General features: G+C 62.1%; 16 protein-coding genes. 1 reads left to right on the plus strand and 15 read right to left on the minus strand.

Annotation, left to right across the window (positions count from 1 at the left end; translation table 11 throughout):
* From PP4_RS15540 to PP4_RS15550, 3 genes are read right to left on the minus strand one after another with little or no spacing between them, the layout of a single operon-like run.
* On the minus strand, positions 1 to 420 hold the full coding sequence (locus PP4_RS15540; protein WP_016500150.1) for a (R)-mandelonitrile lyase: 420 nt from the start codon (positions 418 to 420) through the stop codon (positions 1 to 3).
* 24 nt (positions 421 to 444) lie between these two features.
* Positions 445 to 2,817: a membrane-bound PQQ-dependent dehydrogenase, glucose/quinate/shikimate family gene (locus PP4_RS15545; protein WP_197538700.1), complete on the minus strand. Its 2,373-nt coding sequence runs from the start codon at positions 2,815 to 2,817 to the stop codon at positions 445 to 447.
* 48 nt (positions 2,818 to 2,865) lie between these two features.
* A complete protein-coding gene (locus PP4_RS15550; RefSeq protein ID WP_016500152.1) occupies positions 2,866 to 3,630 on the minus strand; it encodes an SDR family NAD(P)-dependent oxidoreductase in 765 nt (254 codons plus the stop codon).
* 269 nt (positions 3,631 to 3,899) lie between these two features.
* On the opposite strand from PP4_RS15550, the gene PP4_RS15555 reads away from it, so the two are divergent.
* Positions 3,900 to 4,388, plus strand: coding sequence for a (R)-mandelonitrile lyase (locus tag PP4_RS15555; RefSeq protein WP_016500153.1), 489 nt, complete (start codon positions 3,900 to 3,902; stop codon positions 4,386 to 4,388).
* 70 nt (positions 4,389 to 4,458) lie between these two features.
* Here PP4_RS15555 and PP4_RS15560 read toward each other — a convergent pair whose 3' ends face one another.
* The 12 genes from PP4_RS15560 to PP4_RS15615 form a co-directional block, all read right to left on the minus strand.
* On the minus strand, positions 4,459 to 5,376 hold the full coding sequence (locus PP4_RS15560; protein ID WP_016500154.1) for a LysR substrate-binding domain-containing protein: 918 nt from the start codon (positions 5,374 to 5,376) through the stop codon (positions 4,459 to 4,461).
* Between the two features lie 233 nt (positions 5,377 to 5,609).
* Positions 5,610 to 7,835 carry a choline BCCT transporter BetT gene (betT, locus tag PP4_RS15565; RefSeq protein WP_080642797.1) on the minus strand — a complete coding sequence of 742 codons (2,226 nt, stop codon included), beginning with the start codon at positions 7,833 to 7,835 and terminating at the stop codon, positions 5,610 to 5,612.
* Positions 7,836 to 8,600: 765 nt separating this feature from the next.
* Positions 8,601 to 8,981, minus strand: coding sequence for an aspartate-alanine antiporter-like transporter (locus tag PP4_RS29985; protein ID WP_080642798.1), 381 nt, complete (start codon positions 8,979 to 8,981; stop codon positions 8,601 to 8,603).
* 106 nt (positions 8,982 to 9,087) lie between these two features.
* The gene (locus PP4_RS15575; RefSeq protein WP_041167765.1) at positions 9,088 to 11,616 is read right to left on the minus strand and encodes a spermidine synthase; all 2,529 of its coding nucleotides are present in this window, start codon (positions 11,614 to 11,616) and stop codon (positions 9,088 to 9,090) included.
* A gap of 84 nt (positions 11,617 to 11,700) precedes the next feature.
* Positions 11,701 to 13,266, minus strand: coding sequence for an arylsulfatase (locus PP4_RS15580; RefSeq protein WP_016500158.1), 1,566 nt, complete (start codon positions 13,264 to 13,266; stop codon positions 11,701 to 11,703).
* 97 nt (positions 13,267 to 13,363) lie between these two features.
* Positions 13,364 to 14,365: an HAD family hydrolase gene (locus tag PP4_RS15585; RefSeq protein ID WP_016500159.1), complete on the minus strand. Its 1,002-nt coding sequence runs from the start codon at positions 14,363 to 14,365 to the stop codon at positions 13,364 to 13,366.
* A gap of 45 nt (positions 14,366 to 14,410) precedes the next feature.
* Positions 14,411 to 15,715 (minus strand): BatD family protein, encoded by a 1,305-nt coding sequence (locus tag PP4_RS15590; RefSeq protein WP_016500160.1) that lies wholly within the window; start codon positions 15,713 to 15,715, stop codon positions 14,411 to 14,413.
* Positions 15,715 to 17,310 carry a VWA domain-containing protein gene (locus PP4_RS15595; protein ID WP_016500161.1) on the minus strand — a complete coding sequence of 532 codons (1,596 nt, stop codon included), beginning with the start codon at positions 17,308 to 17,310 and terminating at the stop codon, positions 15,715 to 15,717. Before PP4_RS15595 ends, PP4_RS15590 begins: the two co-directional genes overlap by 1 nt.
* Positions 17,311 to 18,303, minus strand: a complete 993-nt coding sequence (locus PP4_RS15600) for a vWA domain-containing protein (RefSeq protein ID WP_016500162.1) — start codon at positions 18,301 to 18,303, stop codon at positions 17,311 to 17,313.
* Positions 18,290 to 18,799, minus strand: a complete 510-nt coding sequence (locus PP4_RS15605) for a DUF4381 domain-containing protein (RefSeq protein ID WP_016500163.1) — start codon at positions 18,797 to 18,799, stop codon at positions 18,290 to 18,292. The genes PP4_RS15600 and PP4_RS15605 overlap by 14 nt, the downstream gene beginning before the upstream one ends.
* Positions 18,796 to 19,737 carry a DUF58 domain-containing protein gene (locus PP4_RS15610; RefSeq protein WP_016500164.1) on the minus strand — a complete coding sequence of 314 codons (942 nt, stop codon included), beginning with the start codon at positions 19,735 to 19,737 and terminating at the stop codon, positions 18,796 to 18,798. The genes PP4_RS15605 and PP4_RS15610 overlap by 4 nt, the downstream gene beginning before the upstream one ends.
* A gap of 13 nt (positions 19,738 to 19,750) precedes the next feature.
* Complete coding sequence (locus PP4_RS15615; RefSeq protein ID WP_016500165.1) at positions 19,751 to 20,725, minus strand: AAA family ATPase; 975 nt, start codon at positions 20,723 to 20,725, stop codon at positions 19,751 to 19,753.
* Positions 20,726 to 20,828: the final 103 nt, after the last annotated feature.

The raw sequence follows: 20,828 nt of genomic DNA on the forward strand, positions 1-20,828 counted from the left end.
CTACGCAGTTACATCGGAGGTAGGCCCAACTTGATATTGCTCATCGGTCACTTTTTCCAGCCAAGTAACGTTCTTGCCATCCAGGGCTTCCTGCACGGCGATATGGGTCATGGAGGTGGTCGCGGACGCGCCATGCCAGTGCTTGTGGCCAGGCGGGCACCAGATCACGTCACCTGCACGAATCTCGACAATGGGTTCACCTTCGCATTGGGTCCAGCCGCAGCCCGCCGTGACGACAAGGGTCTGCCCCAGAGGATGGGTGTGCCAGGCGGTGCGGGCGCCCGGTTCGAAGGTGACGCTGGCGACCGAGACGCGAGCGGGTTCAGGCGGGAAGTTGAGCGGGTCGATACGAACGGCGCCGGTAAACCATTCCTCCGGGCCTTTGATCGATGGCTGTGAGCCTGCGCGCTTGAGTTCCATTGGGTTGTCCTCGTGGTGAGTTAGTTAATCGCGTTGTTCGGGCTTGGGCAGCGCAAACGCCACCACGTAGTCACCCTTTTCAGTTGTGGCGGAATTGCCACCAGCGCTGACCACCACAAACTGGCGACCACTACGGGGTGACAGATATGTCATTGGTGTGGCCTCGGCGCCGACCGGAACCTTGCCTTTCCAAAGCTCTTTGCCGGTGCGCACGTCCAGTGCACGAATGGCAAAATCCTGTGTGCCAGCCATGAACACCAAGCCGGCGGAAGTGGATATCGGCCCGCCACGGGTCGGCATGCCGACGGGCATGGGCAGGTGTGTGGCGATACCAAGCGGGCCGGTTTCTTCGGCCGTTCCCAACGGCATGGACCAGACCAACTGACGCGTTGCCAGGTCAATCGCACTGATCGTTCCATACGGAGGTTGTTGGCACGGCACACCGAGTGGGGACAGGAAGCGCCCTTGTTCGATGCCCCACGGGGTGCCGAGCTGTGGGGCGTTGCCTTCATGGCCGCCGTTGCTCATGCCCTTGTCGTAGGCCTGGCGCGGAATCATCCGGCTCCAGGTCGCTACACGGGTGTCGTTGACCACCAGGTAACCCAGGTTCTCGGCGATGGTTACCGAGCCCCAGTTCATGCCTCCCAGCCAACTTGGGTACTGCAAGGTCAGCTGCTCGCTCGGTGGGGTGAATTCACCCTCGTAACGGGAGCGGCGAAAGTCGATTCGGCAGATCAACTGGTCGAGCGGAGTAAGCCCCCACATGCGCTGTTCGCTAAGCGGCTCGGTACCAATGGAAGGCATGCCGATCGAGTACGGCTGTGTCGGTGCCGTCCAGTCATCTGCCACACCGCCCTGAGGCACGGCGAGGTCTTCAACCTTGGCAATCGGCGTACCTGTGCGACGGTCGAGCATGAAAATCTGGCCGCGTTTGGTGGTTTGAATCAGCGCAGGGATCGTCCCACCCTGCCCGTCCGGCACATCGTAGAGCGCCGGTTGCGAAGGCACGTCGTAATCCCAGATGTCGTGCCGTACGGTTTGGAAGCGCCACTTCTCGCGCCCGGTGGCAATGTCCAGCGCCACGATGGACGACGAATAACGCTCGTCTGCCGCCGTGCGGTGACCGCCCCAAAAGTCGGGCGTCGCGTTGCCGGTTGGCAAATAGATAAGCCCCAAGGCGTCATCGAATGCCGGGGTCGACCAGACGTTTGGCGTGCCTGCCGAGTAAGTCCCACCTTCCGGCGGTAACCGGGTGATCGCGGGATTGCCCAGGTCCCAGGCCCATACAAGCGCCCCGGTGTGTGCATCGAATGCCCGAACCACACCCGAAGGCTCGCCGACTTTCTGGTTGTCCCATACCAGCCCGCCTACCACCACCAGATTCCGCACCACGGTGGGCGCTGCAGTGGGGAAATACAGTTCCTGGTTTTGCTCACCCATACCCACCCGCAGGCTTACGCTGCCGCCGTCACCGAAGTGTGTGCAGGGGGCACCGGTCATGGCATCAACTGCGATGATGCGGGCATCTACGGTGGTGGCAATAATCCGAGGCATACACAGGGAAGAGGCGTTCTGCGCGCTGCTCGCCGTAGTGTTTGCCGCGTCGTCGTAATAGCCCACACCACGGCAACGTGGGTAAACGTTGTTGGTTGCGGCCTTAGGGTCGAAACGCCAGATTTCTTCACCGGTATCGGCATTCAGGGCGAACAATTTGCTGGATTGGGTGCAGCCGTACAGTATGCCGTTGACGTGCAGAGGTGTAACCACGTGACCTTGGCGGCCCTCGGGAATTTCGCCGGTACGGTAGGTCCACGCCACCTTGAGTCCGGCAACGGTGTCTGGGGTTATCTGTTCCAGCGCAGCGTGCCGAGTGCCGGAAGGCGTCCGCCCAAAGTAACGCCAGTCAGGGCCGTCCACTCGTCCCACCGCGACGCCTGGCACCGGGGCAGTGGCGCCATCTGCGGTTTGAATCGGCTGTGGTTGCAGTGCCGTGTAAAACGTTGCGCCCAGGGCGACAATCAGCACAGCGGCCAGACAGAGACTGGGGCGTTTGGCCTTGGGGCTAGTCGGAGCACATAACAACAGCAATACCGCCAACACCGCAAAGAGTACCAAGCGGGAAAACAACGGCCAGAACCCAAGACCGACTTCCCACAACGACCACACCACCGTGCCCGCCAGCACCAGCAAATACAGCACCACACCCAGCCAACGCTGCCGGGCAATCAATACCCCCGCCACCAGCAGCCCCAGCCCTGCCAAGGCAAAGTACCAGGAGCCTCCCAAACTGATCAGGTAGGCGCCGCCAACGGCCATGCCAAGCCCGACCAACAGGATGAACAAGCCAAGGATGACCAGCATCGCTGAGCGTAAAGTTGCGGTGACGGCAGGTGGCATATGCTTACGGCTCCGAATCCATTTGAATAGGCGTTCAGTGGGCGTGGCTTATCGCATCACAAAGCCGCCATCGACAGAAATGGACTGCCCTGTCACGTAGCTGGAGGAGTTACTGCACAGCCACAACACGGCATCGGCAATTTCTTCGGGGCGGCCGTGGCGGGCCATAGGGATGAGTTGCAACATGCCGTCGAGCGCGTCTTTCTGCCCCGAGGCCACCATCTGATCGGCCATGGGGGTCCATATCAGGCCGGGACACACGGCGTTTACACGAATGTTCCGGGCGGCGTATTCCAGAGCGGCGCTTTTGGTCAGGCCGATCACACCATGCTTGGCAGCGTGGTAGTTGGCCCGTTGTGCGCCGCCCACCAGGCCACCCAGCGAGGAACAGTTGACGATGGCGCCGCTGCCTTGCTCACGCATGTGCTGCAACTGGTATTTCATGCAGGCCCACACACCCCGCAAGTTCACCGACATGACCCGGTCGTAATCCTCGCTGGAGGCATCAGCAGTTTCGGCTAACTGGTTCTGGATGCCGGCATTGTTGAACGCGGCGTCCAAGCGGCCAAAGGCGGCAACGGTGGCTTTAACCATCGCTTCAACCTGATCCAGGTCGCTGACATCGCAACCCAAACCGATGGCTCTGTGGCCCTTGCTGACCAGCGCTTCAGCCGCCGATTGGGCGGCTGCGCCGTTGATGTCGGCCAGAGCAACGGCAGCGCCGGCATCAGCGAATGCCTTGGCGGTAGCCAGGCCAATGCCAGATGCTGCACCGGTGACCAGTGCGACTTGGTTTTGAAAGGAAAAGCTCAAGGATAGATCTCCGCTAGCACAATTCACCGAAAAACTGCGAGGCCGGACCCGCGGCATCTCTTATGGTTGGCAGGCTAATCAGGAAAGCTTCTGAGAACTAGGCAGGGAAAACAGGATGCTCCAGTGAGTAAGGCTCATCAATGGGGGCGCCAGATCTGGGTAATTGATGAGCGTTACTCACAACTTCATGCCGATTGGCCTCAGTAGTCGCTACGCTTGTGCTGCATTAAGTTGCCCACTGAAATGATCTTCGCCTCAGGAGCTTACTGATGCCAAAAATCACCGCCGGGTTAGCCCTTGCTACTGCACTGATCTCGAATGCGGCCATTGCAGCCCACCCTGCCCCCGATCAACCCATGCTGATTGTGAAGAATGGTGAGCAGCCCTCCATCGAGGGGCCGGCGAGCGGTTTTGTCGGTAGCGCGCGGATTGATCCGCTATTCCCCACCCGAGCGCCGTCTCGGGTGTCGGCGGGTTACGTCAACTTCCAACCGGGCGGCCGTTCGATGTGGCACACCCACCCGCTGGGGCAGGCTTTGGTGGTGACCGCCGGCACAGGCTGGGTTCAGCAAGCGGGTGGTAAGAAGCAGTTGATCAAACCAGGGGATGTGATCTGGACGCCCCCAGGTGTCAAACACTGGCACGGCGCAACGGCCACCACCGGCATGACCCATATGGCCATTCAAGAGTCTCTCGACGGCAAGAACGTTGAATGGCTGGAACCCGTCAGCCAAGCGCAATACGAGGCCGCCGAATGAAGTGTGGAAGCACAAAAGCTGAGTGCCAAACCGCGAGGTGTCTGATTTCAGCAAACACGAACTGGCCTGATCAGGGGCTGATCGGCCCCAACGGCTGAACCTCGCGAATCAGGTCAATCAACAACCGCAAGCCCACCGGCAGTTGCCGGTGGCTTGAGTAATACATGTGAAAACCCGGCGCGACGCTGGACCAGTCATCCAGCACCCTGAGCAAATCGCCGGAGGCCACCAGCGGCGTGATCACCGGCTCAGGCGCGTACATCAAGCCAGCGCCGTGCCGAACCAATGACACGCCAATGCGCGTCTCATCAATGGTGATCGCCCCCGGAACAGCGATGGCCAACTGTTCGCCATCCTTCTCGAATTCCCAGTCGTACATCCGGTCATTGCCAAGACGAATCCGTAAGCAGCGGTGCTTGAGCAAATCGAGCGGATGCTTCGGCTCGCCAAAGCGATGGAGGTAGTTGGCAGAGCCTGCCACCACCCAGCGAATGTCCGGCGACAGGCGCTGGGCGATCATGTCTTCCGGCACCGTACCGCCATAACGAATGCCTGCGTCATGCCCGCCACCAATCACATCCACCAAACGGTTGGTGACCGTCAGGTCGATTTCGATGTCGGGGTAACGGTCATTGAAAAGGGGTAATACGGGGCCAAGGAGAAAATCCGCGCCATCGCTCAAGGTGTTTAAACGAATGCGTCCAGTGGGCTCATCGCGGTAGCGATTGAGCACCTCCATCGCCTGGCCGATTTCATCGATAGGCCCACTGATCAGGGAATGCAACTCTTCGCCGGCGGCGGTCAGCGTCACACTGCGGGTGGTTCGATTCAGCAGCCGAACACCAAGGCGAGTCTCCAGACCTTTGATTGCATGGCTGAGCGCCGACGCGCTGATACCCACATCAAGGCCTGCCCGGTTAAAACTCTGGTGGCGGACAATAGCCAGAAAGTAAACGAAGTCGGCCAGGTTGGCACGGCTGAGTTGCATGGGCGGCTCCTGCTGACAAAGACGGTTCGCGGATGTCTCTATACCAGCATTAGCAGCTTTCGTTAACAGGCCCCTCATTCGAAGCTCATTTCTCAGCGCCGGCCTGGCCAGGCGCTAGGGGCAATCACAGCGCCACCTGTGCCAAACAGCCAGGCAAAGCCCGTTTGAACCAGAACACTGGGTGCGTCACCCACGGAAGGTCGCTGCGCACGCCAAAAATGTCACGGACAGCATTACGACTGCCTGGGTGTCAACACAGAGGCGGTAGCGTTCTCGCTGGAGAAAACAAGGAACGCCAAGTGGGCCTCATAGCGATTGAGCACATCATCTATGACCTGCTGTTTGGTCAGGCCCATCAAGTCATAACCGCCAGACCCCGTCTGGGTGAACACCTCCAAACGGTAATAGACATCGATCTCGCGCGTCATGCGGCCACTGAACATGGGCACAGGCGCCTCGACAATAGCGACGTGGTAATGGAAGTCACGGAATTCGTCCATCGATACCTGCAGCAGCGGTTCCTCGATACCGCTGGTATTGACCAGGTTTTCCCGGGTGACGTGATAGCCCTGATGGCGGAATTCAGCGACGACTTCGCCCAGCGCTGGCCCGACTGTCCGGTCCAGGAACTGGGTGACCTGGTGCAGCGATGGGTACGCCCGCAGGTGCTCGAGCCGTTGCTTCCAGGAGCGCTCCGGTACATGCCCCCCGCTCGCCGCCATCGAGGGACGGCGCAGCACGCGCCCTTCACGTTCGGCACGTTCCATGCGCAATACCTTGTAGAAGGATGCCATCACCAGATGAGCAATGACCGTCACCGGTAGCGCAAAGATCAGCGTTGCATACTCCATGGTCGTGACCCCACCTGCGACCAGCATCGCCACAGTGAGCATGGCCGTGAGCAAGGCCCAGAAAATCCGCAACCAGCTCGGGCCGTCCTGGGAAGGGTCGGGAATCGTTGCAGAAAAGTTCGACATCACCATCGCCCCGGAGTTGGCGCTGGTGAGGTAGAACAGCAAGCCTGACAGCGTTGCCAGTCCAATCAGGAACGTCGAGCCCGGGAACATCTGAAGCAGTGCATACCAACCCCGCTCGGGGCTGTCCATCGCCAGCGTGGCAAACTCGGTGTTGCCCTGGAGCACCTGAAAAAGTGCGCTGTTGCCGAACAGCGAGACAATGATGAAATCGCACAGTACCGGCGCTGTGACTGCCGCCAGGACGAATTCACGCAAGGTGCGGCCCCGCGAGATTCGCGCCAGGAACACGCCGACGAATGGCCCCCAGGCCAGCCAGAAGGCCCAGAAAAACAACGTCCACCCCCCCATCCAGCCGGCCCCGTCGGGCTCGTAGGCAAACGTCTGGAATGTACGCGCAGGAAAGGTGACGAGAAACTGACCGATGTTCGACACCAGTGCATTCAACAAGAACGCCGTCTGCCCTGTTATCAGGATGTACAGCATCATCGCCACGGCGCTCCAAAGGTTCAACTCGGCGATCCAGCGGATGCCTCGGTCAACCCCGGAGGTGGTGGCCGCAATGGTAAGCGCCACAGCACCCATCACCAATGCGATCTGTAATGAGAGGCCCTGTTCCAGGGCGAATATCAGCGAAAAACCAACACTCAGCAATACCACACCTATACCCATCGACGTGGCGACTCCAAACACGGTGCCGACCAGCGCAATGATACTGATGCCATCGCCCAAGGGGCCGCGTACGCGTTTGCCAAACAGCGGGTAAAGCGCGGCGCGAATCGACAGCGGCATGTCCCACCGATAGGCGAAATAACCCATGGCCATTCCCAGCAGGGCATACATCGCCCACCCTGCGATGCCATAGTGAAACATGGTCCAGATGACCGCGTCCTGCATGGCCTGGGCAGTACCGCCTTCGCCGCTGGGCGGGTACAAGTACTGTACGACCGGGCCGGTGACCGAATAGAACAGCATGTCTATGCCGACCCCTGCGGCGAACAGCATGGCAACCCAGGTCACCAGCTTGTACTGCGGCCGCGAGTGGTCAGGGCCGATGCGCACGTCCCCTTCCCTGGATAACGCCACCCACAGCACGAAGCCGACGACCAGGGTCATCGTCAGCACGTAGTACCAACCCAGGTTCGTCGCAATCCAGTCGGTTGTCCGCTTCATCGCCGAGCGTGCTGCATCGGGCATGAGGATCGTGGTAATGGAAAACACCAGGATCACCATTGACGAGATCAGCAGAACGCGCCAGTTGATGCGCGCCTCCTGATGTACGACCAATTGGCCGTGACCTTTGCTGAGGTCACTGCGAGATACGGGAGGATCGTCAGCGTCGCCTGGTCGGCCAGGGCGGCGTGCCGTGCCGCCGAATTTGCTGCGCTCGAGTGCTGGCATCGACTTCACGCAGGGGCCAGCAGTCGTTGAAGTGGTCGGATCGTTACCGTTGCAGTGTTGATCCTTGGGAGGTACGAAGGGCATGAGCTTTCTCCTGTTGCGTACTTCATTCAACTCCGCCTGATCAGGCCTGCCTCACAGTAGGAGCGAATTCCATCCATTCGGTTGTTTCATGCGATTGCACGCGCGCGTATGCGCGTTTGGGCAGCAGTCCTCAAGGCAGGCTCGCCCGGCGCCAGCGCAAGTGCGTGAAAGGGCCTGATGATGACGACCACATTGATCGTGCGGGGCAGGATTGCCGGATCTGGACCAGGCTCCGTTGGCCGGGCGCAAGGCAGACAGCACAAGAGTGTTACGCATGTCGGCTGGATACACCGCAGTTCAGGCCCGCAGTGTCAATCAAGCGTTTCAACTGAGCCTTGGCTCAATTGAGGGTGGAAGCCCTGGGCAGGGAGCATCGCCAGGGGTGGCGTCGTCGCTGTTGCCGGACGACGTATGGGGAATGTTCTGGTGGAACCCGCGAATTGTAACGATACAGGCAGTCAAATAGAAGGCTCACCCACAGCTATCGGTCAGAAGCGGCGGAAAACGATGTGGCCAGTACGTGTCGGCAAAATCAGGGGCAACGCGGAGACCTCCGTTTGGCAAGGCAATCTGCTCAGGTGATGGTCAGTGCAATGATCACCGGCCCACAGACCGCCAGCAGAACGTTGGAGATGGCATAGCACACGGTGAAGCCGATGACCGGCGTATTGCTGCCGGACTGCCCGATGATCTTGTTCATCGACACCGCTTCAGTTTGCGCGCCGGCCAGCGCTTCGACACTGCCGCTGCGCCCGCTCAGGGTAATCACATCGCCACGGCGCAATAACGTGTCGGGCAACAGTGGCAAATCCAGGCCTGGCGAGTAATGCCGGCGACATAGCAGCCCATGCGCGTCGCACCCACCAACGCCTGCTTGATCTGTCTCAAGGTTCTGCCCGCCAGCTTGCGCGAGGTGAGCACGCACGACGATACGCGTATAGGGAATGCCCAAGGCAGCGTCCTTCTGCTCGATGCCCAATGAGCGCTCGAACGCTCGTGCACTTCAATCCCTATTTGCCCAATGAGCAGCCCCAAGAGCAGTGCACCGGCAACGGAGCCCAGGTGAATGCTGCCCAGGTGTATCCGCCCCAGCAGGACGCCCGAGGCGATGGCCAGGAATACAGCGATTTCAGGGTTTGCACGCAAGTGCCTGGAGCACGAACTCGATCATTGGCGTTGTCCCTTCACTCACTGTGATGCAGGTGCCCTGCGTTGCTGCACCGTCGGCCTGGCCCGGGCGCTACCCCTGCGATCAGCGCTTGCCGCCGGTGAACCAGCGCATGTAAGGGTTCTCTGCGGCGATTGGCGCCAAGGCCCGCGCCTCACGCATCCAGGCCTGACGATCGCCGTTGTACGCCAGCAGCGACCACTCATAAAAACGATGCAGCAACGCCCACTCCTCATCCACCGCGGTTTGCACCGAAGGGTTGGCATTTTCCAATGGCGGCCTTACCCGCAGCGCCAGCAATGCTGGCAGGACACGGGTGATTTCGCGGGGCCGGACCCACGGCGCGTACTCGATACGGGGCCGATCATCGGTCACCGGCTGGGCGTCGCCGGCATAACGCTCAAGCCCTTGCCTGTCAGTCACCCGGGTGGCCAGCATCGCTTCGACCGAACTTATCCCGACCTCGGCCAAAGCCGCCGAAACCTGGGGTTGCTCGAAGCGTTGGCGAATGCGCGAAACATCCAGCACCATCGGCGTTGCCGAACCGATCAACAGCATCTCGTGGAACTCGGTGGTCCATAACGCGGCATGCGGGAACACGTCCAGAAAACTGCGTACCAGCGCGCGCGTGTCCTCGTCATTCTGTGTAGGAAGCGGTAGCCATTGCGCGACCAGGCCATGCTCGTGCAATCGAGACGCTGCCAACTGGTAAAAATCGCGCGAATACAGGTTGACCACACCTGCCGCTGAGGGAGGTGGTGGCTCAAGGGTGATCACGTCGTATCGTTGCTCGTTGCGCAAAAGCTCGCGGCGCCCATCACGCAGACGGATGTCAAGGCGTGGATCGTTAACAGCACCATAGTTGCCCGAGAACAGTGGCGCTGCAGCCAGCACCTGCGGCAGCAATTCGGCCACCACCGGGTGCTCAAGGCCTGGATAGCGCAGCATCGCCCCGGCGGTGATGCCGGTGCCGAAGCCGATCACCAGTGCCGAGCGCGGCTCGCCGCGATGGATCAGCAAAGGCACTAATGCCTGCAACCGCATGTAGCGCAGGGACGGCATGGCATCACCGGTGTTGGACACACCCTGGATGTACAGCCGGTTGAACGCTTGCCCTTGGCGCTGCTGGCTGACCACTGCCACCGTGCCACCGCGGCCTTCCTGGTAGAACACCAGTTCGCCGCTCCGAGCGCCTGGCAACAACTGCGCCAGCCGGTCTGATGGGGTGAAGACGCCGGTAACAAGGGTTGCACCGCCAACCAGCAACACCACGGCCCGCATGCCCTTGTGCACAGCGTGGCCGCGCCAGGCCGCGACGGCCCCGATCGCCGCCGCCACGCATGCGAGTCCAACCAGGGTACGCACCAGCCCAAGTTCAGGGACCAGGACAAACCCTGTGAGCATGACACCAATGATCCCGCCCAGGGTATTGAGGGCAATCACCGCCCCAACGTCACGCCCCACCCGGCCGCTGTCCACGGCCAGTCGCAGTGCCAGGGGGAATGCCGCACCGAGTAAAGTGGTCGGTACAAACACCACGCACAATGCGGCAGCCGCAAAGCGTGCGCACATCCCTGCCAATTGGCTGCCGGTCAGGTGCACCACTTGGCTTTCCAGCAGCGTCTGCAAGGCCACCAGCCAACGCCCGAGCCCGGCAATCTGCAACAACGCCAGCAGCCCGGCGGACGCGATCAGCAAGGCGAACAGGCCCCAAGGGTCACGGATGCGGTCGGCGCGCCGGGCGTACAATGCACTGCCCAGAACCAGCCCCGCCAGGTAAGTGGCCAGCACCACCGAGAACGCAAACGCGCGCGTGCTCATGAATTGCACGATCGATTGCGTCCACACCACTTCGTATCCGAGCGCCACGCCGCCCGCCAGGCAATACAGGGCGATCGCCAGGCGAGCCTGCGGCGTGCGCGGCAGCGCAGTGTCGCCCGAGGTCGGCAGGGGCCGCTCGTCCCTGCTGCAACCGCACCAGGCGCCCAACGCGGCCAGCAGGTTCAATGCCCCCGCCACGCAGGCGGCACCGGTGACCCCGAGCAGAGGCAGCAAGACGAATGCCGCCAGCAAGGTGCCGCAGATCGCGCCGGCGGTATTGGCGGCGTACAATCGACCACCTGCCTCGCCCGTCTGCGCCTCAGTGGGGGTCAGCGCGCGAACCAGCACAGGCAAGGTTCCGCCCATCAAAAATGCCGGTAGCCCGACCAGGCTGAATGGCAGCAGCCAGGCCAGCAAGCCGACACTCGCCTCCAGGCGAGCAAACAGTGCCGCACTCTGCGCCAGGCCCAGGGTCGCCGCCACGGCCAGTACCGCAACCGCCAACTCCAGCCCCGCATACAGTTTCAACGGCTGACTCAGCCGGTCTGCCCAGCGACCGAACAGCAGGCCACCCAGTGCCAGCCCCGCAAAAAACGCACTGATGCCTGCCGTGATGGCGTAGACCTCAACCCCGACCACCAGCGACAGCTGCTTGACCCAAAGTACTTGGTAGATCAGCGCTGCACCGCCAGAGGCGAACAGCAGCGCCGCAGGCATCAGCCATTGCAGCGGTGCTTGCGTTTCGGCAGCGCCGGGATTGTCGGTACGGGGAAGGTTCACAACTGCTGGCATCATCAAGCCTTAGCGGACCCGAAGGCCTGTCCGCACTGGATATGAAAGAATGCGCCCGCCAAGGGCGGGCGCGGGGCGTTGCCGTTATTGCTTCATCTTCTCTTCGATCTTCTTGTCCACGTCAGCCCGGATCTGATCGATGCTGAAACTTGCCGGACGCTGGCTCGGTGGATACTCGACGAAGGTTTGCAGGAATGCGGCTGCCTTGCGGGTACCCTGGAAGATCAAGTAATCGTTCTTGGTCATCCAATCGTAGTATTGGTCCGAGACGATATCAGCACGCTCGTAAGGGTCCATACGCAGGTTGAACATCTTGGGCACACGCAGACAGGTGAACGGTTCGCTCCAGACTTGCAGCCCGCCGGGTGCCCGCTGCTCGCAGAACACCAGTTTCCAGTCTGCGAAGCGCATGGAAACCAGTACACCGTCATCGTTGAAGTAATAGAACTCGTCACGCGCGCTCTTGTCGGTTTTACCCGTCAGGTAATCGAGCTGGTTATAGCCATCGAGGTGAACCTTGAAGTTCTTGCCTCCTACATCGGCGCCCTTGAGCAGTCGGTCCTTGATGCCTGTATCGCCTGCTGCTGCCAATAGTGTCGGGAACCAGTCCAGCCCCGAGAACATTTGGGTGGACACCGTGCCCGGCTTGACCTTGCCTGGCCAACGGATCATCGCAGGTACGCGATAGGCGCCTTCCCAGTTGGAGTTCTTTTCGTTGCGGAACGGCGTGGTAGCTGCGTCCGGCCACGACCATTGGTTCGGTCCGTTGTCCGTGGTGTAGACCACAATGGTGTTATCGGTGATCTTCAAATCATCCAGGGTCTTGAGCAGTTTGCCTACGTCGCCGTCATGCTCGAGCATGCCATCGGCGTAATCGTTGCCGACCATGCCGCTCTGGCCTTTCATCGACTCACGCACATGGGTGAAGGCGTGCATGCGTGTTGTGTTCATCCAGACAAAGAACGGCTTGTCGGCCTTGACCTGTTTGTCGATGAAATTGATCGCTGCCTGGGTGGTTTCATCGTCGATGGTTTCCATGCGTTTGCGAGTCAAGGCGCCGGTGTCCTCGATCTTGCCGTCCGCACTGGACTTGATCACGCCACGCGGTGAAGCGGCCTTGATGAAGTCCGGGTCATCCTTGGGCCAGAATGGGCGCTCGGGCTCCTCCTCGGCATTGAGGTGGTAAAGGTTGCCAAAGAACTCATCGAAACCGTGGTTGGTGGGCAGGTACTCGTCGCGGTCGCCGAGGTGGTTCTTGCCGAACTGGCCGGTGGCATAACCCTGCGCCTTCAGTGCCTGGGCGATGGTTACGTCACGGGCTTGCAGGCCGACCGGCACACCTGGCATGCCGACCTTGGACAAGCCGGTGCGCAGCGGCGTCTGCCCTGTAATGAAAGAGGAGCGACCGGCGGTGCAACTGTTCTCGGCGTAATAGTCGGTGAACATCATCCCTTCCTGGCCGATGCGGTCGATGTTCGGGGTCTGGTAGCCGACCACGCCCTTGCCATAGGCGCTGATATTGGTCTGCCCGATGTCATCACCGAAAATCACCAGGATATTCGGTTTTTCTGCGGCATTTGCCGCACATACGCTCACCGCCGCCGTAGCGGCCAGGGCGAATGTGGTTAACCATCTTCTACTGGACTTCATAAGGCGATTTCTCCGTATCACGTTTGCTGGCATGTGCCACGACTACGTGCACGATCGACCTACTGCTCGGCTGGTTCCCTGTGCCTGCGGTTCTCTTTCATCGAGCCTGGTTGCTTTCAAATGGGTAGATGCGCTGCCACTCGCGGGCCATGTCAACCACGGTCCAGTTCGCACCCGTGGCGGCATCCAGCGCCTTGTCCAGGCGCCCGACCTTGCTGTCGCGGTCGTAGGCCCATTCACGCGCTGCGTCTGTATGGTGCACCAGCCCGGCAAAGCGCTTGCCGTCGCCGGCCATGGTCCACTGCAGCATTTGCAGGTCGCCATCGGAGTTGCCAAAGGCCAGGATCGGCCGGCGGCCAATATGCGCATCGATGCTCACCGGCTTGCCTGGGCCATCATCGTTGTGCAGCAACTTGGGCAGCCGCTCGATCGACAATTTGCCGTTGTCATCAATGAAGCGCGCTTCCAGCATGGTGCCGATCACTTGCTCGGGCGGCACCCCATACACTTCCTCGGCGAAGGCACGCATGAAGGCCACCTCGCCGCCCGAAACGATGTAGGTCCTGAAGCCGTGGGCCCGCAAGTACTGCAGAAGTTCGAGCATCGGCTGGAAGACCATCTCGGTGTACGGCCTGTGCGTGCGGGGGTGCACAGCCGTCGCCAGCCAGCGTTGGGTGTTGGCAATGAATGCCTCGGTGCTGACGCCAGCATGGGTGGCGGCCACAATTTTCAACATGCCGTCCATGCCGCTGTCACTCAGTGCCTTCTGGTCACCTTCCAGGACTGCCTTGAACGGCTGCTGGCTGGCCCATTCCGGGTGTTGCGGTGCGAGCCTTTTGACCTCATCGAGGGCGAAAAGCACTTCGAAATACAGGGGCTGCTCGCTCCATAGCGTGCCGTCATTGTCGAAGACGGCAATACGCTCGGCCACAGGCACATAATCTTTGCTGCCCTCGGTGGTCACGGCGCCGACGAAGGCTTCGATGGCTTGCCGTGAGGGGCCATCGCGCCAGGACGGCAGCGGGTTCGCGGCCTGCACCGCCAAAGGCAACACCAGCAACAAGGTCAACCACCAGCGCGTGCGGTAAAGGTCGAGCATGAAGTATCCCTCCTCTGTGCTGCCTATCCACTTCAGGCAAAAGACTCAGGGGTTGAGTGGTTTCAAGCCTTGAGGGTGACTGACCTGCCGTGTGCTCACTGCCGCTCGCCGCAGCGCGGGCAGCACCGGCTTCAATGACGGCGGGGCCAGGCGCACGTCATCGCTGTTGGCGTAACGGTTCTGGAGCCAGTCTAGTAGACGTATTCGCAATGAGGGCGGTAAAGCGCAGGAAAATTCCGACACCGTGCGATGCCCGGTAACCCGCCGGATCCACAGGTATAGCCCGTCGAGCTGGGGTGGGTCTTGCGCAAGTTGTGCCCGCGCCTGCCGCCAGGCATGGTCGGCAGACTGCAAGCGCGACGCACGTCGTGCGGCTCGCCAGCCTTTCAAGTACCGCCACAGCGCCTGCATCCACGGCCGCGCAAGGTAAATCAGCCCTGCGCCCAGCATTAGCAAGCCGGCCGCCCACAACCCGTTATCGGGTAGGCGCAACTGCGCCTGACGGCCGAGCGCGCGCAGGTCCTGGTCGATGGAAAACGGTGCCTTGTAGCCCCCGTCGATGACATCGACGTCTATCGAGGGCAACGTTGCTTGCCTGGCCTCCCCGGTCGCCGCGTCCCACCACTGCAGTTCGATCGAGGGCAGCTGGTAACGTCCGGCGGCCGATACCACATAGCTGACACTGTCCTCGCGCTGGCCACCGATAGAGCCCCCACGGCCATCACTGAGGGGCGCGACACGGGGTGTCTGCACGTAGCGTTTAAGGCCTTCGATTTCAACCAGCGGGGGCGGCGGTATCAGCATCGCCTGCGCACCTTCGGCGCGGGTGAGCACGTGGCGGGTTACGCTATCCCCTGCCCGCAGCGGCGAATGCGACAGCGCTGTTCGTTGCTCAAGGCTGACCTCTCGCGCCACCAGGCGGTGCGCGGACGCATCGCCGGCCAAGGGCTTGGCAACAAATGACAGCGGCTCGCTGGCGAGCGTGACCGGGGCATCTGCCTGGCCGGGGAACACCTGAAAAGTTTGCGCAGGGAGTGTAAAGGTCTGGGCGGTTTGCGGGGTGATCTGGTAGGTGTAGCGCAGCCCGAAGAAGGTCTTGCCGTCGAGTCGTTCATTCAGGTGCTGCGCTTCACCGCTCGGTGCACTCACCGTAGCACCCGGCAATTCGATGACCGGCAACACGGCCGGCTGAGTGAACCAGGTATCGACCAACAGGTCGACCTGCAACTCCAGCGTTGCGCCCGCCACCGTGTCACCAGCCGGCAGCAAACGCGCCTGCACACGTGCCTCGGGTGCTGCCACCGCGAGCAGGGGAAGGTAAAGCGCTAGCAGCAACAGCAGGCGATTCATCAGCTGCCCTCCCCTGTTTGCCGTGAGGCATCCTGAAGCAGGAACTTGCGCCTGAGGAACTGCGCCGGCGACGTTGTCAGGTTATCCAGCCAGAGCTGGTCCGAAGCGGCTTGGGGCGTTTGCTGCTGCTTCTGCGTGGCGCCTTTGGAGGGCGTCTGGTCCTCTACCACCTTGTCGGCCTTCTCGTCCGGTGTGCCTGCCTTCTGCTGGTCTTCGTAGTCTTTGAGCAGTGCCTGTGCCAACGCCAGGTTGGCACTGGCCTCGGGAAATGCCGGCTGCCGTTTCAAGGCCTGTTGATAGGCTTGGACCGCCTGGGGAAACTTGAACTGGCGCACATAGATATTCCCCCGGTAGAAAAAGGCCTGGGCGGTATCGAGCTTGCCCAGGCTGACCAGGGCAACGTCGTAGTCGGCGGCGACATAGGCTGCCAGGCCTTTCCAGTACGGGTCGTTGAAATTCGCCGCGGCCTGTGGGTAGTGGCCGTGCTCAAAGGCCCAACGGCCCTGTTGGTCAGGCGTGAAGAACGCGTCGGCAACAGGCCCCGCACGCGCCATCTGCGGCTGCGCGCCCAGCAGCACCGTCACCAGTATGGTGGCCATCCAGTGCACCTTCCAGCCTCGGCGCAGGCATAACAGCGCGATCAGCGCCAGCGGCCAGCACAGCCAGTAACCGGCGTCCTTCCAGTGCACCTGCTGGGGGTCGCCCTGGGCTGCCTGAAAATGCTGTTGTGCATGCAATTCGATCCAGTCCAGGTCGTCGTCGTTCAGGGTCAAGCTGCCCAGCGGGCCATTGACGGCTTTGGCCAATTGCCTCAAGCCCTGCTGATCGAAGTCCGCCTGTAGTGGGCGCCCCTCGGCATCGACGCGGGGACGGCCCTTGGCATCGTGCACGACTCCGCTGTCGTGGCTGCCGACTGCCAGCACCATCACCTGCAGGTCGCTGCCTTTGAGCCGACTCGCCAGTGCCGGCAGCTGCCCGGCATCGGCGCCATCGGTCAGCAGTACAAGCGTGCCGGGCACCTGCTCGGCAGCGAGCAAGCGTTTAGCGACTTCGATCACGCCCACCACGTCCTTGCCGGGTTTGGCGATCAGATCGGTGGTCAGCGCTTGCAAAAACGTGTCGAGCAGTTGCGGGTCCTGCGTGGCGGGCAGCACCAGGTGTGCACTGCCGGCATACACGATCAGCGCCGTACGTGCCCCTGCGCGGCGCATCACCAGGTCGTGCAACGTATGCTTCGCGGCCTGCAGGCGAGACGGGGGCACGTCGTCGGCATCCATCGACGGCGACAGGTCCAGCGCCAGGATCAATGGCGCCCGGTTGTCAACGAACGCCGGGATGTCGCGCTGCCAAGTCGGCCCGGCAGCGGCCAGGGCCCCCAGGCCGAGCAGTGCCGCCAGAAGGTGAGCGGGCCGCAGACGCTGTTGCGCCTCGGGGGTAACGAGCAGGTGCTCGACCAGATGCGGAGCGATCACGCCGTGCAATTGCCGCTTCAGGTCATGCCGCCGCTGCCAGGCCCAAGGCAGCAGCACGGCCGGGAGCCACAGCAACAACCAGTAAGGGCGCAACAGATGCAAGGCGCTGAGGTCGATATCCATTCACCGCCTCCCCTGCGCTGACTGCACGCCCAACGTGCCGGTGATGGCGGCCAGGCTATGCCCCACGGCCAGCAACAGCAGGGCAGCACCCAGTGGCCACCAGAACAGGTCACGCTTGGGCTGATGGCTGAAGGTCTTGACGCGGTGCGGGGTGATCCGGTCGAGCGTTGCATACACCTGCGCCAACGCGCCCCGGTCATCGGCGCGGAAGAACCTGCCACCGGTGGTGCGCGCGATACGCTCAAGCGCCTGCAAATCGACCTTGTCTTCGCCGCTGGCCTGGGGATCTCCGATACCAATGGTATGTACCACGATACCCCGTTCACTGGCCAAGGCCGCCGCGTGCGCGGGTGTGATGGCGCTGCCGGTATCATTGCCGTCGCTCAGCAGCACCATCACCTTCTCCTGCTCCTTGGCCTGGTCCAGCAGCTTGATGCCAAGGCCAAGGGCGTCGCCTATGGCGGTGTTCGGACCGGCCATGCCCACACCGACTTCATCGAGCAGCAGCGAGAGGCTGGCGTGATCGAGGGTCAGGGGCGACTGTGGGTAGGCACCCGTGCCGAACACGATCAGGCCAATGCGGTCTTGCTTGCGCTGAGCGATGAAGTCACGCACTACCTCTTTCACCGCGCTCAATCGGTCCATCTGGCGGCCATTGGCGTCGGTAAAGTCGGTGGCCTGCATGGACTGCGAAATGTCGATCGCCAGCAACATGTCACGGATAGGCTGCTCACGCTCGATGGGCTTTTCCACCAGCACGGGCCGCGCACAGGCTGCCACCAGAAGCCCCCATACCAGGAGGTTCAAGAGCACTTGCCAGCGCCCCCCCGACGCTGGCGAAGTGCCCGGCAGCTGATTCACCGCGCGGCTCATGGCGAAGAAAAATGGCACCCGCAGCGCGCTGCGCGCCTCGTGGTAAGGCCGCATGAAGCGGCGAACGACCCAAGGCAAGGGCAGCACCAGGAATACCCACAGGTAATCAAACTGCCACATGATGGGCCTCGATCCAGCGTCTGCACGTGCGTACCAGGGTGCGCAACTGCGGCTCGTCGATCGCCTGCACCTGCAGGTCAGGCGCGTAAGCCAGCGTGTGCAGTTGCGCGGCGAACTGCCCAGGCAACGCAAAGCGTGCCCGATGCTGCAGAAACACCTGCCATTGCGGGCCTGACAAACTGTGTACCGCAGGTGCGTCGGGCATGGAAAGCGCTACGCGCTTGAGCAGTTCTGGCAACTCACGCAGCGCTGGCAGGCGCTGTTCGGGATGGGCCAGCGCAGCCACAAGGGTATCGAGCCGCGACAGCGCCTCGCGCCGATAACGGTTGCGCTGCCAGCGCCGCCAGGCACACAGGGCATAGGCGAGCCCGGCCAGTAACACGACTGCCAGCACTACTGCCCAGCCCCAGGTTTGCGGGGCATAACTGAACGGAGGTACCGGCAACGGCAGCTCCTTGAGCTGGTCGATGGCGGCAGGCGACGGCCGGGCACTCATCGGGCAGTACCGCCAAGCCGCCCCAGTTCCCGCTGCACCTGCCCCAGCACCTCGTCGCCGGTGCTGATCATCATCAAGGGTATCTGGCTGCGACGCAGCAGCTGGGCTACTTCCTGCAGGCGCCCGGAGAGGAACTCGCCCAACGGCCGGTGCACCTGCCGCCGACCGACTTCCAGTTCGATCTGCATCTCACCCTGCGTCACGCTCAAGCGGCCCTTGTCAGGCACATCCAGCGCAATGGGGTCGTACACCTGCATGGCAATCACATCATTGTGCGCGCTCAGTTGGCGCAACAGCTTCAAGGTCTGCTCCGTCACCCCGGCAAAGTCACTGATGATGCACACCAGCGCATCATGCCCGGCCAGGCCGATGGCAGCGCGCAGCATCGCGTCCAGTTGCCCCTCTTGCTCGCTGTCCGGCCCTGCCGCACTGAGGCGGTTGTTGCTGTGCACAACGGCCGCGCACAGCGCCTGCACCCGTGCCCGGCTGCGCAACGGCTTGATGTGCACCACCTGCTCATCGTCGAGCACCAGCCCGCCCACCCGATCACCGGCCTGCAGGGCGATCCATGCCGACAACGCGGCAAGCTCGGCAGCGGTGACCGACTTGAAACTGCGCCTGGAGCCGAAGTACATGTTCATGCGCTGATCGACCAGCAGCAGCGTTGGCCGGTCGCGCTCTTCGGTGAAGGTGCGCACGAACGGCTTGCCATAGCGCAACGAAGCGCGCCAGTCGAGGTGGCGCAGATCATCGCCGGGGATGTAACGGCGCAGCTCGTCGAAACTCAAGCCCCGGCCCCGCAGGCGGGAGGCATGATTGCCCGCCAGGATGCTCGCCAGCGGCTGATGCGCCAGAAAACTCAAACCTCGCACGCGGTGTTCGAAGGCCATCAGCTGGCTCAGCGAGGCGTAGACGAAACCGTCCTGGGTCGGTTGCATGGGCTCGCTCCGCTCAGGCCGGGATGGCGACGTTGTCCAGCAGCCGGTCGATCACCTGGTCGGCCCCGATGCCATCGGCGACCGCGTCGTAGGAGAGCTGCAGGCGATGGCGCAATACCGGGTGGATAACCGCACGAACATCGTCTGGGGTGACAAAGGCCTGCCCGGCAAGCCACGCGTGGGCGCGCGCCACCTTGTCCAGGCTGATACCGCCACGCGGGCTGGCACCGATCTTGATCCAGCGACCGAGGTCTGCGTCGTGCTCCGCCGGGTGGCGCGTGGCGTTGATCAAATCGATCAGGTAACGGTCGATCGCAGGCGATACCGCGATGCCGGCGATCGCGCTGCGGGCAGCGAACACCACCTCCTGGGCCAGGCGCTCAGGTGCAGCGTGCGGATGTCCGGCTTGCTGTTCCTCATCGCGCACCAGGCGCAACACCTGGGTTTCATCCTCGACCTTGGGGTAGTCCAGTTGCAGCTTCATCAGGAACCGGTCCATCTGCGCCTCGGGCAATGGGTAAGTACCCTCTTGCTCGATGGGGTTCTGGGTCGCCAGCACCATGAACAGGCCCGACATCGGGTAGCTCTGGCCGGCCACGGTAATCTGGCGTTCTTCCATGGCTTCGAGCAGAGCCGCCTGAACCTTGGCCGGGGCGCGGTTGATCTCGTCGGCCAGAATCACGTTGCCGAACAGCGGCCCGGGTTGAAACTTGATCTCGTTCCCCTGCGCTGTCTGCTGGAGGATTTCGCCGCCGGTGATGTCCGATGGCAACAGGTCAGGGGTGAACTGGATGCGCCGCATGCTGGCTTCCAGATGGGTGGCCAACGCCTTGACCGTGCGCGTCTTCGCCAGCCCTGGCAGGCTCTCCAGCAAGACGTGACCATTGGCCAGCAAGCCAAGTATCACATGGCGAATGGTTTCGGCCTGGCCCAGCACGCTCTGCGCCACACGGGCTTCGAGCGCGGCGATCTGCTCGCGTATATCCACTGTCCGTTCCTAGTCAGTCGGGGCATCGACAGGAGGCCCCACGGATGTTCGCAACTGCACAAAGGCGACGAGGTAAATCTAGTCGCTCGCCGCGTGCTCGCCA

It is taken from the genome of Pseudomonas putida NBRC 14164 (assembly GCF_000412675.1).
In the GTDB taxonomy this organism is placed as follows: Bacteria; Pseudomonadota; Gammaproteobacteria; order Pseudomonadales; family Pseudomonadaceae; genus Aquipseudomonas; species Aquipseudomonas putida.